The organism is Mucilaginibacter ginsenosidivorans, assembly GCF_007971025.1.
GTDB classification, from domain to species: Bacteria; Bacteroidota; Bacteroidia; order Sphingobacteriales; family Sphingobacteriaceae; genus Mucilaginibacter; species Mucilaginibacter ginsenosidivorans.
On sequence record NZ_CP042436.1, the window covers coordinates 1054824 to 1069446 of the forward strand.

At 40.8% G+C, this 14623-nt stretch carries 6 protein-coding genes; 3 read left to right on the top strand and 3 right to left on the bottom strand.

Annotation, left to right across the window (positions count from 1 at the left end; all coding sequences use genetic code 11):
• Window positions 1-28: 28 nt before the first annotated feature.
• Window positions 29-874 (top strand): RteC domain-containing protein, encoded by an 846-nt coding sequence (locus tag FRZ54_RS04860; RefSeq protein WP_147030519.1) that lies wholly within the window; start codon window positions 29-31, stop codon window positions 872-874.
• A gap of 502 nt (window positions 875-1376) precedes the next feature.
• Window positions 1377-2243 carry an RteC domain-containing protein gene (locus FRZ54_RS04865; protein WP_147030520.1) on the top strand — a complete coding sequence of 289 codons (867 nt, stop codon included), beginning with the start codon at window positions 1377-1379 and terminating at the stop codon, window positions 2241-2243.
• Between the two features lie 56 nt (window positions 2244-2299).
• On the opposite strand, the gene FRZ54_RS04870 is transcribed toward FRZ54_RS04865, so the two are convergent.
• A complete protein-coding gene (locus tag FRZ54_RS04870; protein ID WP_147030521.1) occupies window positions 2300-5386 on the bottom strand; it encodes a BamA/TamA family outer membrane protein in 3087 nt (1028 codons plus the stop codon).
• 226 nt (window positions 5387-5612) lie between these two features.
• Between FRZ54_RS04870 and FRZ54_RS04875 the strand changes: the two genes are divergently transcribed.
• Window positions 5613-6380, top strand: coding sequence for a hypothetical protein (locus FRZ54_RS04875; RefSeq protein WP_147030522.1), 768 nt, complete (start codon window positions 5613-5615; stop codon window positions 6378-6380).
• Window positions 6381-6949: 569 nt separating this feature from the next.
• Here FRZ54_RS04875 and FRZ54_RS04880 read toward each other — a convergent pair.
• Together FRZ54_RS04880 and FRZ54_RS04885 are read right to left on the bottom strand one after the other, a co-directional pair.
• The gene (locus FRZ54_RS04880) at window positions 6950-11344 is read right to left on the bottom strand and encodes an RHS repeat-associated core domain-containing protein (protein ID WP_147030523.1); all 4395 of its coding nucleotides are present in this window, start codon (window positions 11342-11344) and stop codon (window positions 6950-6952) included.
• A 19-nt stretch (window positions 11345-11363) separates the two neighbouring features.
• Window positions 11364-14609, bottom strand: coding sequence for a hypothetical protein (locus FRZ54_RS04885; protein ID WP_147030524.1), 3246 nt, complete (start codon window positions 14607-14609; stop codon window positions 11364-11366).
• Window positions 14610-14623: the final 14 nt, after the last annotated feature.

Below are 14623 nucleotides of genomic sequence, written 5' to 3' on the forward strand. Positions count from 1 at the left end.
TCCATTTTTAACGCGTAAATAATAATGTATGGACAAGAGAACATCATCTATTTATGAAACTATGTTGGAAAGCCTCGAACAGATCGCTATGACTTCGGAAAATGTCCTTCAAAGGGCGGAGCAATCCTACAAAATTGCAGAGCATGCACTATCCCAATTAAAGGAGCATATAATCAGCTGTGTTTTTTCAGACAAACAGGAAGAGATCAATTTCTTCAAGAGGATTAAACCAATGTTCTTAAAGGAGCTATTGTATCATATGGAGGTCTTTCAGGTCGAGGCCTGGAAACCACCTGTTGGCCGGGATGAGCAAATTGCACACTACCGGCTAGGCGCCCACCGAGCAGACCTTTATTTTAAACGCTACAACGAACTGTATACCTATTACAGGATGGGGAGCTCCTTGCACGATGAACAATATTTCTTACGGGGTGGTCGCTGCGACTTGATTTCACCAATCAGTATTTCAGACACAGACAGCCGCTTCTCTACAGTTTACAGTTTCCAATTTGCAAAATTGCAGGCGTATGAACAGTTCAGCGACTACCTGCATCGCTGCGTTTATAACCTCGAACATCCTGGTGCGCCAATGTCAGAAGCTGATAAAGAAAGGCAGACAATAAGGTGGACGGACTCTAAGTCAGCCTTGATTGAATTGGGATATGGCATTTACGCTAAAGGCTCCATTAATTATGGTAAGGCAGACATTAAACAGATTATGACTTCACTTGAAATAGCCTTTAATACCAGTCTGGGCAATTTTTATCGCACCTTTCAGAACCTGCGTATCAGGAAAAAGAACCGTACACCTTATTGGGATAGCGCCAGAGAAGATCTGATAAAAAACATGGACAATGCAGATCTGGATTCATGAAATAGGCGGATTTCTTTTGCAGCGATCAGCATGTGATAAAAAAAGGTAGTCCTTGCAAAGTGGTTATTTTAATGCCTTATCCCAACAGATGTAGGGGACATTATGCAACTCTTGCAGATAGAGGCTGTAAATATTTAATTTATCCCCGGTATTTAGCTTGAAAACAGAAAAATAAATTTTCGAGGAAGTCCTGCAAAAGTGTCAACAGTTGTAGCATAATGATTGCACCTTTACGACATGAAAGGAAAATAGACGTATCAATTGAAGGCAATTACTTACTTAGAGTCTTTTTTACGCCCTCTGAAAAAAACCGATAGACCGATTCAATATTTCACCCCCAGATTAATATACCTCAATCGCATTTTTATATGCCTGAGCGGTTTAACGCTTCATAAAATTTCACTTTAGCCAACCCTCAACAATAGTTTTGACAAAGGAAATCTTATGAAAAGATGCCCGGACAATCGTGGATAATTCAGCAACACCTACAACACACCTCGTCATGGAATTCGTAACAGAACTGCTTCAGCAATTGGAAAGAGAGTTGGATGAGATTGAACTCGAAACTAACAATATTATTGAAAGATCAAAGAACTCATTTGAAGCTTGCGAAAAAGCGATATCTAAGCTAAAGGAGCTTATGGCGACCTATACATTCAATAATGTGGCAGAAGAAATTCACTTTTTTAAACAGTTAAAACCAAAGTTTTATAGCAAGCTTATTTATCATGTGCGCTTATTTGAATTAGAATCACAAAAGCCTATAGGTATAGCTAAATCGCAAAAAAAATATTTCAACAGGCATTTATCCGAAATAATGAGGTACGACCATGATCATCAGAACATCTATTCATATTATAGGTCAGGTGCAGTTCATATGGATGAGGTTTATTTTAAAAGAACAAAACATGACCTTATGATAGGTTTTAATCTCAGCTATTTCGATTGCAACGAAAGCTTTTGCAGCTGTCATGATCATACTGTGGCTACATTGCTTGCCAATGAAAAAATTGCCGACTACCTGAACAGTGAATTATTGAAGTTAAAGAACCACCAACGAGTTATTGCGCCGATTGGCATTGAAGACACAGGCATCAGCTGGGCTGAATCAAAGGCTTCATTTATTGAATTAATGTATGGTCTGCAAACTTTGGGGGTATTTTACAACACCAAAACAAAAACAAAAGCGGACATGAGCCAGGTCGCGCGGTTTTTTGAAATGGCACTTGGTGTCGATCTGGGAAACTATTACAGGACATTCCAGGAAATACGCATCCGCAAGAAGGGAAGAACAACATTCATTGACAAATTGCGGGAGCAACTAATACAACGGATGGATCAGGCAGATGAAAATCCACGATACAATTAATGTTGTCCCTTCACTTTTTTTCTTTCCAAGTGAAGATAAATAATTGAATATTCAGATTATAAATGCAAAGAGAAATACCAGGCGGCTTTGTTAAATGTGCCCGGCCAGGCCACATCCACTCGTATAGGATAACCGGCAAGGTTGGTTCTTGCACTCAGCCCGTACGAAACTTTCCACTTGCCATTATTAGCATTCGCATTGTTCCATGTTTCCCTGGTAGTTCCCGCATCTGTAAACAAACCCAACTGTAGGTTATTCACAGCAGGCAATGGCGTCTCAATTGGTATCAAGGTCTCAAAGATCGGGAAATAAACATCCGCATTGAAAACCGCATATTCATTCCCATACAGCGTATTCTGGTAATATCCCCTGAATGGCGCAACCAAGGTCTGGAATGCATAAGGTGCATGCTGGTTGAAATGAACCGTTGTATCTACTCTTGGTGTCACATTATTATCAAGCCCACCAAGATCGTACAGCACTTTCTTATCTCCCCCGCTATATCCTAGGTGCGCTTGTGCTACGAGGGTTATATACTTATACAGCGGTTGGTGATAGCTCACATTAAGCGTAGTCCCCATCACTGCAGACTCCTCCTGTGTAAAGCCCTTAAACAAATCAATCAATCCCACAATCTTAAAGCCTTTGTATAAATAAGGCAAAGTTGGTTGTAGCTTATTAAGCTTAAAGGAAAACGTATTAATAGACCAAAGACTTTCTATAGGATCAAAATCAAGACTGTATTTGTCAGTCGCCAGGAAAATGGTCCTGTCCTTTCTCACCGCAGTCTGGAAACCCAACGCACAATCATAGCTCAAGGGATATGTCAGGAAGAGCTCGTAGTAATGCGTCTTTACCTTAGCTGTATTAGGATATGGATTGCCGCTTTCATCCACCCATTGCCTGGCTGGATCAGGTTGCAGGCTCTCCACCTTCCTGAAGTAAGACAGACCCCAGTCAAGCCGCCTGGCAGTGTTCTCATAGCGTATATAAAAGTCGCTGCCTTCAGTACCTGCAGGCATCCTGTAAGCAATGGAAATATGATGGTTTTCCAGCAGGTCAGTAAAACCGCCTTGTGCCATACCTCCAACTTCAGGGAACTTGAACTGCCCCTGGTAGTTAAGATATGGCTGATATCTATTGATAAAGTAGTCATTATTGATCTTAGCCGAGAAGTATGCACTATGCAGTTGCAGCATGTATGGCCTTACATTCTTAGGGTTGTATGTGAGACTTTTTGCAATGCTGTCTTTCATAAAAGCAGATCGCTTCCTGGCATCCTTAGGCACCAGTGCATCTTCCAGTATGGAATGAGTAGTATCTATAGCGGCTCGTAGCATGGAGTCCTCTTTTGCCTGCTTAGCTAGTCTTGCTCTGTAGTCAGTTAACCATGCGCTGCTTGTATCTTCATCTTTTGCGCTATTGTCAGTTAACCATTGTTGCATGGGGTAAGAACTAACATAAATGCTGTCCTTATCAGCCTTATAGAATGCTATTCTATCCTTCTCTTCCAGGTATTGAAATGGCATCCATTCGCTCAAAGGTTTTCCAGCACCCTTTGATGGTAATATCACAAACTGTTCTGTGCCATGTCTTGTATATGTAGCTAATAGCTGTCCATCTGCCAGTTGCGTAAGCTTATCCCATTTTATATAGCTGATCGTATCAATGACTACCGGTTCTATTTGTTTATCATGCATGCTATATATCCCCTGCCACAGCGTATCCGGATCATAACCTACACCAATTTTGAAGACCTTTTGTTTAGCTACCTTAGGCCTGCCAGAGAGAAACAACAACTGCTTCTTACTGTTCAATACCGGGCTATTATCATCATAGCTGTCATCTGTCCAGGTTGTGTACTTCTCTTTGTTCTCGTTATACTGCACTATATCACTTTCCCCTCTCCTATATCCTGCAAGCAGATACTCCCTATCTGATAATGGAACAAAACTACTGATGCCATCTACGCCATACAGCTTTACCGCATCCGTCAGGCTCCCGTCGGTAGCATACCTGCTGATTGTGATTTTCCCTTTCTTAGGCATCGCCATATAAAGCTGTTTCCCATCAGGATGCCATTGCAGTAGTGGATATATATCAGCACTATGATCGTCTATCCAGGGTGGCAACTCATAGCTTGTTACCTTTTTCGTTGTCTTGTTTTTCAGGTCGTCAATATAAACCGTACGCCTGTTGTAGGTGCTTACTGTATAGGCTATATAGCTTTCATCCGGGCTTATCAGCACCCTATTGATAATCCCTTTCCTGTGTTTAAGAATTAGCTTTTGTGCTAAAGGTTGGTCCTTTTCTTTAACTGTAAAGCGCGTTTTATAATACTCATAGCATTGAGTATACAAACTGTCAAGCGTATGCTTGGTGACCAATCTTATACTTCTCTGTAAAGACTTCTTTCTTAGCTGGAAGAATATCTGGGCTATTACTTTGGGTTGATAATGCTCTGTAAGAAAATAGCAGAAGGCTTGTCCTGCCAGTCGGGGTTCATAGTTGAGTACCTGCTGCCAATTGGTGAATGTATTGTCCTTAAATGATATTCTGAACTTATCTTCATCCTGTATAGGCCAGCCATTGGCCAGATATCTTATCGCTCCTTCTTTAAACCACATGGGCACTTCATCTTTTTTCGCTGTGCCTTTCGCCTGGTCACCGAGGTTGTTTTCACTTAGCCGGCTTTCCCATTCATATCTTACCAGTGCTTCATAAAGTTGCGCTTTCAGATCTGCATAGCTTCCTTTGTACGCAAGCAATAATCTATTGCCTTTATATACAAATGTGGGCAGTGTATATTGCTCCGGTTCATAGCTGCCAACATTAGATTCGTAAAGCTGGTCCGTAGATGGGTAGATGATGATATTGGGTTCTTTTATATCGCTGCTTAGCATTTCCTTCTTTACATGCTCTATTGCTTTAGGTGTTTCTCTTGTGACAAACGAGGCCAGGCTGTCTGAACCTACAATAAAGTAAACATGGAATACTTTAGTATGGAAAACCTGCCAGTGATATTTGTGGTATTGTAACCTGTAATAGCGCTGTTCCTTCTGAGCATAGGTATTTTGTACTGTTAATGATAACAGCAATAGGATGGACAGCAATTTTTGAAGTGAAGGAACGGTCAATCTCATTTTCAGGAAGGCTTCTAAAAGCGCTGGCAAAAACTTTAATTGCGTTACAAAAATCTACTAATTTCTCGGCATTTAGTAGTATTTTACTGTTGTTTTCAAACTTTAATTCTTGAAATTTCTCCTCCGAAATAGAAGGTTTTTTACTACTCTTATTTTCTGTTTTGGTATCATCAATTGCCGTGCACAAACAGGTGTCTGGAACAGCGGCAATTCTGTTAAAGGATCAATGGGCAAGTCAACTGCAGGTTTCAAAAACAAGCTAAAGAATTACAAACAACATTTACAGGAATGGGGCCTAGACCCAAACTTTAATAAAGAGTTGCTATTAGGAGGAAAGGTGAATACAGACGGCTGGAGTGGTAGCATCTATTACCTGAAGAGAAAGAACAAGCTTGCTAACAGCCTTTGGCAACTGCACTTCTCAGAAATCAAGCACGAAAAGCAAATTAAACAGCAAGGCACCAATAAGGCATTTCCTCAATTAGGTAATGCAGGCCCTTATGTCTTTGGGAAGATAAATAACCTGTACACCTTACAGCTTGGCTATGGCAGGGAAAAACTATTACTGCCTGATGTGCTGGAAGGTAATATCTCAATAGGCTTTCGCTATAGTGGAGGATTTAGTCTGGCGATGCTCAAGCCCTATTATCTGAAGCTGATATATGTTGACTATACACAGCCTAACAATCCAGCAACGCTGAAGGAAGAAAAATACAGCAGTACCAACAGTGACCATTTCCTGAACAGCGGCGATGTGCTTGCTGCATCTAAATGGAGCAAGGGACTTGACGACATACAATATATACCCGGCCTTTTTGCAGAAGCTTGTTTCGTGATCACTCCTTCTAAAAGCAACTCATTTATCCAGGTAGTGACACTTGGCGCGAATGTCGCTTACTATTCAAAGGAATTACCTATAATGGCGGACCAGAAAGCGTATTCCTACCAGGCGTCATTGTTTGCAGGGTTTGGATTGGGGAAAAGATGGAAATAAATATTAAGCAAAAGTACTGTTGAATTCTCAATAGCACCGTAAGCTGGCTACGCATTCACCTTAGCCTGTATTTCCGATTTTTTTAAATTCGGATTGGTTGCAAGGCCTTAGACTATTAGCTATTAAACAAATAGCATTGTTCAGCAAATGCTGAACAATGCTTTAACCTTTATAAAAAAATTTAACTTCTTGACCATATAGGTAAAAGAAAACGCATGCGGACAATATGCAATAAAGAACAATTGCTATTCCTTTCAAATTTCTAATTCGTCGATTTTCATTAACAAATAATTTTTCATAGTTGGTAAATCGCTTCTTATAAACTGATTCGAAAATCACGAATAGTAAGATCATTAATACACTTCCTATCTCTATATTCCTATTGAAATGTAGAGTTTGTGTTCTTAAATCAAACAAGTATTTAATCGATAAAACATTTGACCCTAAAAGGAAGGTTATATTAAATGTTGCATTTGCTTCATTTGTCGCACCTTGCCCCCCTAACGATTTCGAAACAGAATAAAACCGATAAAAAAGATACCTGTAAAATCTCATAGTCCTCAATTTATTTATTTTACCCAACTATTCCAATTCTCATGATTCCGGCCAGGAGTCCATGGAGTCTCGTATGGGATGGGGAGTCGTGTATTGAAATACAACCAGGCGGACATTGGCGGTCCGACAAAGGGAACTTCAGCCATTCCCAAGAAAAATACATCCTGTTCGACTATATCTTCACCTTTGTTCTGCTTAACATCGTATAAAATCAAACCGGCACCTATTGCACGTGATCCCCATCTAAAAACATCCGCCCAGGTTCTATATGATGCAAACGCTCCAGACAATCTACCTTGTTGCGACAAACTAAGACCGGGTTTATATCTTGCTAATGTCGTATATGTAGAAAATTGACCAGACGCATTTTTATAAAATCCAGCTCCTAGCATTAAGTCCATTGTCGCTGCTTTGAGCCCCATAATGGTTCCTGTTGTGTTTACTGCGTCTACTACGTATGATGATTCCGACTCGTTATCTTGAGATTGTTGATTATTGGATTCCAATAATATCGTCTCTGGTACATTCACCTGTGTAATTTGAATCGGGTTAAAGTCATTTAATATCGGGGGTAATTGTACCGGTTGCAGCGGCTGCATATATTGTGTGATATAATGTTGGGTAAACTGATCTAACTGCTGTTGGAGAGTGCGCAACGGAGTTAATGTATTAACGGTTATACCGTTTTCCCCGTTTCCTGCACTACCTGGACCTCCTCCGCCTTGCACACCGCTGCTTTGGGTACTTCCATATCCAATCTCAGAAGGGCGCGGTATACCAACGTAATAAACATTGTAACTACCATCATCCACTAACGGCACTATTCTGCTTGCGTACACCGTTGTGGCAGGTAATTCATTATTATCGCGTATTCCCAAACCCTTTGGATCTGTGAAGTTTGCTGGATTGTTGGCTGCAAAATGATATGGAGAAAGCCCCTCCTGCCCACGTCGGTCGCAGAGTAGATCAATACTCGTAAATCGGCCGATCTGATAGTCGTACTGACGAAAATTAAAATCTGACTGGTTTAGACCAAGTTCATTGTGTGTTTCGTTTCCTTCGATCTGCGTATTTGACGGCAATGTGCCACTGCTCGTCACCGGGTTTATTGGCAAGCCGAAGGGATAATAATGTTGTTCCTGCACAAGACGACCACGGTAGTAAGTAACATGCAGTTGATCCATATATACGGGTAAGAACTGCTCATCACTCATATATATAGATACATAGCCATTTTGCCCGATCGTTATCGGCCCACTGGTGCCTATTACCTGCCAACTACCCGGTGTACCACTAACCTGTACTGCACCACTCTGCTCTGGCACAAGATTCATCGACTGATCGAATACCAGATAGTTGATGTATGCTCTCGGGCGCGTGTAGTCTGTAAGATTATCTAACACACCTTCATAAATGCCTAGGTAATTTGAAGTGCTAAAAAGGCTTCCCACCATAGCAGTGTTATTTCCCTCACTGGCATATCCACCAACACCATTTACAAGGCTCGTTGTTATAGCATTTAGCATGCTATTGGGGTCAGCGTAAGTCGTCATACCAGCACTGTTCGTATCATAATAACTCGTAGCACTAATATCAAATTTGTCACCTGCCATTACACTCATAAGCAGTGCTGTTCCAATGCGCTTCTGGGCATCTGAGCCATCCAAATGAGCGGCCTGTATATCATAGGGGTTAGTGCTACCCGGCTTTAGATCGCGAACAGAATCCATATTTGCAAAAATTGAGCTTTCGAGTCCGGCCGATGCTATCTCATGGCTTGCAAAATAACTTATAGGTGAGCCTTCATCAGAGGTAACTATAGTTCGCACATTACCAAGATGATCTTTTACATAGAAGTCGTATTTGAAAATACTGCTATCAGCCATCCAACGGGCTCGTCCTTCGCCATGATCAATATACTTTAGACTGTCATTCCTGTAATTGAACGCTCCCCAGTATCGGTAGGTATCTATATGTGGTATAGTACTATCGGCAACAATTTTTTGTAACAGACGCCCGGATGCATCGTAAATATTGCTAATAGTGCTGTGATTGTAGAACTTGATAGTAAGGGGCAAGTCTAACTCATTATAAGTAATCGCAATAATGCTTTTGTTGTTATCCGATATTACATTGCCATCAACATCATAGTAATAATCGTTTGTACCCGCAATATCCTGAAAATCGCCAAGGTGATAATTGGTGGTTATGCCATCCTGAACCCGCTGCAATTGGTTGCTCGTTGACGGATAAGTATATGTTAGCTTGTCAATAAATACAGGGCCGCTAGTGGATGTGCCCATCTGGTTCATTGTAAGGATGTTACCATTCAGATCATAGGTTACATTTGACATACTAAAGTCGTGAGAGGTTTTAAACCAGGCGCCTGGCATACCGGAACTGTCTTCGTTGAAATCTGCATAATTCAGCCTGCCAGCCGGATCATACTTATATCCATATGCCCGTAATGGGGTCAAGAGACCTGCACCTCTCCATTGAATACCTGAAATTCCTCCATCGAAACGAGCAGAATCAAAACCGTAGTCGTAGCTTAAGAGGCTGCCAAAGGTCTTATCGGGTTGCATCGGGCTTGCTAAATAGTCGGCATTGACACTCTCCAACTGCCCTCTGATGTTATAAGTGTAATCTTGCTGCTCCACGCCGCCGAGGTTCTTGCTGCTGGTACGCCCTAAATCATCGAAATTATAATTTGCGATGATACGCCAATTTCCACTGTCAGCCTTTTGCTGCACCGCATACAACCTACCTACAAAATTGTACAAAAATTTATTCGCTATTTTCGTATCTATCTTCTTGCACCCAGCCCAGGCATGATGGTGGGTAAGATCATAAACCTTTTTGCCAGCAAAATTATATTGCATCGTAGTTGTATCCCATCCGGAAGTATTCCATGGGTTTTTTGTCTGAACTTGGATTAAGTTACCCTTCTGGTCATAAAAAAAAACATTTAAAACCCATTGGTTTGGCAATGTATTCGCAGAATCTACAATTTTAGTTTTGTTTGCCACAAGTTTGCCCTGTGTGAATAAATAAGGAACAGGTGTTACGGCTGATGGGTCAGTTGCAAAGTCCAGCGTATTGATATTCCCATAGGTGTTAGAAGAAAAAGAAGGGTCAGCGCTATATGAATCATAATAATTATAAGTCCTGATTTCACAATTGGTAATAGCAGAAACAGAAGTTGTTGCGCCATTTAAAATGTAATATAGTAAGCTGCCTGCAACAACACCGCCCGACGGTGTAACGGATCCATTAGCCCATCCTTGCCATGTGACAGCACTATTTGTATCTCTCGCTATGCCAGTCATAATAATTCTGCCTCGTGTGTCGTATAATGCAAACTGCCATTTACCCTGAGCGCGAAGCAGTGGTGTCTGTGTCATAACAGGATGAAATTGGTTATCGTAAATTTCGTATATGGGGCCAGTCTTCCCTGGAACGTCTGCCTCAATCTGGTTCCCGTATTTATCATATTTGTATTGATAATACAAAGCGGCATAGGTTGAGAAATTGGCAGCCGTAGGCTTTGCCGCTGAAACCAACGGAGGTAAAATATAACGAAGCTTGCCCAAGAGATCATAAACATAATAGGTGGTTTGCCAAATATTGACACCATGCTTATCTAAGCCGGCATATACTTGTTTACAAACAGCCTGACCTAATTTGTTAATATATGTTTTTATGACCTGACTGTGTGCAGAAGAGGTTGTTTTTACTGTTAGATCAGAACTATTGTAGTGCGTTCCAAATCCATCGATTGTGCCTGAGGCATTTACAAAGTATTGGGTAATTGAATCTGCGACGTCATTAAAGGTAGCAGTGGTTATAACACCTCTGCCTTCTCCTACAAATGATTTACCAGGCGCGTAAGCGACGCTTGTTAATGTGCTTTGATCGTCGGGCGTTACCTGTTGACTATATGCTGTGTAATCTTCGTTAGCGTATAGCCCTAAATTATAGCCGAACGCATTGTCAAAGGGGTCTAATTGGAAGCCACTATTTTGTGTGGACGTGTAAGGTAGCAGATTCGTATGTGTTTTTGAATACCTTACATCATTAGGATATATAATGTCTTTAAAATGAGTATCGTGGTTGCCGTGTACGACGCGCATTAACGACTGCCCTAAACCATTATAGTAATTGGTTGAAACTGGAATTGTATTAGTCCCATTGTAATGGAATTTACTGGTAGACGTATCAGTAAGAGGTATTTGGGGAACCCAGGTTTGCGTATAATTATAAAATAACGGCGTTGCAAAAGAACCCGGTAATGAATAGGAAGAACTTCGGGTACCTGCAGGAGCAGTCGTTCCATTTGGGCGGTTCGTTTGTCCATAAGCGACCGACACCATTCCTAAAAAGGTATATATAGCGAGTAATTTTTTCATTATAGTAAGTTTTTAATGCTTAGTTATCTGAGCCATGAATAATAGTACGATTGAGCGTGATCACATTACCGTTTATATCTCTTGTTGCTGTTTGTCTGCCAAAACGATCATAATTTTGATAGATAATGTTATTTTGTTCGTCACATATACTCGTTACACCAAATAATGGGTCATAGGTATATGTCGTCATCATTGCATCTGCAGGCCATAGCCTTAGTTCATCTATATCTGTCACGGTTGGATAACTGATACTAATAGTAGAATTAGAACCGGTAATGAGAGCTGTATAAAGATGCCAGCTGCCCTTTGTAGCTTGTTGCGTGAGCGTCACACCGGCTCCTCCATTTGTTACTGTTGGAAGATCAACTGCCCAAAAAGAAAGTATGTATTGTTTTCCGTTTGTCAGGGTATTTGAGCTGGTGATTGCCCCAGTACTTGACGACAAATGGAAATAATACCTTCCGGTTATCGGTTGAATCGATGCAGTATAGGGAACGAATGTCACGAATGATGGATTGAAAGTCCAGTTACCTTTATTGTAATCAGTACCTGAAGCAAGGAATTGTCCTTCGAAACTTGAATAGGCTATGTCCCTGTATTTAGCATTAGTTGCCTCTGCTGCTTTTTGCCCAATCCGAGAATCCCATATTGCGCTCGAATATTTTTCCTGATTTAAATATTTTGTCTCGAGCACGTTGTTGTGATCGTCGTATGTTGTGCTTTGACTTGCGAGTAGAACTAAATCCGGATAAAATATTGTACCGGCTTGAATGATTTGGCCATCTTGCACATTATCCGCCCAGAAGGGCACGGCACTTGTTGATTTAAACTTATAAGGGAAAGTAAGGCCAATTGGATTTTGAACACCTTTTATAGTTTGAATGGATATCGCTGAATCAACACCTGTTGAGTGCTCTAGTAACTCAGTTGTTGTTAAAAATTGTAGTCCGGGCAAATAATATACAGGGCCGGACGGGGAACTAAATACGTAATTGTAACTATACCGGTAAAACTTATTGAAATGCACACCACGGCTATCCGTCCAACGTACATTTGTTAAGTTGTCGGCGGCATCGTGATCATATTGATAATTAAGAATTTGTGATTTCCCGTTTGAATAAATAGTCGATGTTAAGTATTTCAATCTATACATGCGCGTTTCAAACGGCTGATAGCGTCTGCTGATAACGGCTGTATCACGATCATATCTAGAAGTTCCAAGTTCGTAAAAACTTGTATAGCGCGTATTCATTGTATAATCGGCAGGAATATCGCTTGCGTCATATTGAAATGTATCTTTTTGAAGCAAGTGACCATAAAGGTCATACTGCTCTTTTTTCATGAGTAATCCTAACTCCGCAGTTTCAAAGGAATCGCGGCCAAACGCAGAGTTATAATAATGCGTCTGGTCATAAGCAAGTCTTGAGCGACCTGTCACTTCGTTTACTATATTAGTAAATTGATATTTTGTAGTAGAAATTGTTTCGCTGGAATTTGAAAGCGTTTGTACAGAAACATTACTATATCCATGATTTGAATTGCGGAATAGATCAAATGGAGCAATTAGATTGTTGGTATAAAATCGCTCAGCGAGATACTGACCAGAAGGAACTGTTCTCAAAAAAGACCTTGGATACCAAAAATATCCACCTTTGTAAAATCTTAAACCGTTTGAAAAAGTGAAGTAAGTCGCGTAGCCATTTGTTGATTGGAACCCATCTTTATAAATAATTTTGTCTATGCAAAGTCCATCATAAGTACCCGATGCTTCCAAATCTGATGGCGTCGTGTAAATGTCGCTTGATGTCGGCGCATCTGCCAAAGTGTGGACTTTATAGTAAAAATCCGTTTCTCCGCCCGTACCCGATAGAATCGAAGTTAAATTACAAGCCTGCATATAGGTGATATTCGGCGTTTTATCGATGCCGAAATGTTTACCATTGCACCAGTGTAGCGGCATCTCGAAAAAATGTGTAAATGTATCAGGAACAATTAACCCATTGACCCCATAAGCAGACTGTCCATTGTAAAATCCATACCAATCTTTTGAAGGTGATAACCTTGCCGGCAGCCTTGTGCTATTGTACGTAAATGAATAATAAGGTTCTGATGTTCCATGATCATTGCCAGTTTTGGTGATACTCAGAAGCTTTAACCTCAGATTATTTGACGGGCCCGAACAGGAAGTGCTTATAGGCAATTCCGAATTTCCTGAAACATCGGAATTAAAATAGGCATAATTGAATCTATAAGTATAGGAATTTCCGACATTATTATCATAAGATTTCGAAACCGTAATAGAATCCAGGATGTAGTTATTAAAGAGGTCGCATCGCTTATCTGTGGTTGATCCCATTTTAAATGTTACTATTGTACCATCGGGGTAATCAATTTCCGATAAATGTGTTACCGTACCGCTCCATACATGTGGGGTATCCACATTATCAATATAAGTGAACCAGGTTCTGCCGGAATCACTGGTCCCTTCATCTACTCTTTGATCTTTATAGTCATTGTAAACAAGGCTATACGGTGTTGTATATTTGTACCTAACAACCTGGCCGGAAAATGTTGTTATTTTTGTCAGGAGCCACCTATACATCGGATATACAGTGGTAGTATTGTAAGTGCGCGATACATAGTCAACTTTATCAAAGTTGAAAACATTTCCTTTTTCATCGGTAACCGACGTGGTAGTGTATATATTTCCATTAACGGTATCAAAACCGCCAGTTCCTGCCGATAGAATTTCACTTTTTGGAAAAGTTATGGGCGTAAATGCTTGGTCTATTACCATATCAAACGAGCGTCCTCCGATAAGAACACTATACTTGTCCCTTTCCGCCTCTTGAATATAGGGGTCAAACGGAGGCCCGTAACGAAATATTCCAATCATCGCTGGATAGGATCCGGTTGCCGGGATATTCAACTCATCCTCGAATCCGTTTACAGTCCTTTCAATGGATCCTCCGGCCAATAGCTGCCACCCTAAACCTACTTCCGAAGAGATCTGGTCAACGGCAATCCCTTTACAGTTATAATTGAGCGCAATGCCGAGATCAAGCCCATCTACGCTATAGTCGAACAACGGTACATTGGCACAAGCAATACCCGTAAAAAGATCAACACTAAAGTTTTTCCCCACGTTTTGATATTGGGGCTGTGGTAGCGTTTCCGGCGAAACGACATAATTTAACGGAGTTTGCGTAAAGCCATATTCCCAATTCAGGAACAATAGCGGTAGCATTAAGAGGAACTTTTTCATATCAGTACTTGTGT

Excerpts from the sequence above, each read along its gene's own strand:
- FRZ54_RS04880 (WP_147030523.1), bottom strand. The coding sequence starts at position 11,344 with ATGAAAAAATTACTCGCTATATATACCTTTTTAGGAATGGTGTCGGTC.
- FRZ54_RS04885 (WP_147030524.1), bottom strand. The coding sequence starts at position 14,609 with ATGAAAAAGTTCCTCTTAATGCTACCGCTATTGTTCCTGAATTGGGAA.
- FRZ54_RS04860 (WP_147030519.1), top strand. The coding sequence starts at position 29 with ATGGACAAGAGAACATCATCTATTTATGAAACTATGTTGGAAAGCCTC.
- FRZ54_RS04875 (WP_147030522.1), top strand. The coding sequence starts at position 5,613 with ATGGGCAAGTCAACTGCAGGTTTCAAAAACAAGCTAAAGAATTACAAA.
- FRZ54_RS04870 (WP_147030521.1), bottom strand. The coding sequence starts at position 5,386 with ATGAGATTGACCGTTCCTTCACTTCAAAAATTGCTGTCCATCCTATTG.
- FRZ54_RS04865 (WP_147030520.1), top strand. The coding sequence starts at position 1,377 with ATGGAATTCGTAACAGAACTGCTTCAGCAATTGGAAAGAGAGTTGGAT.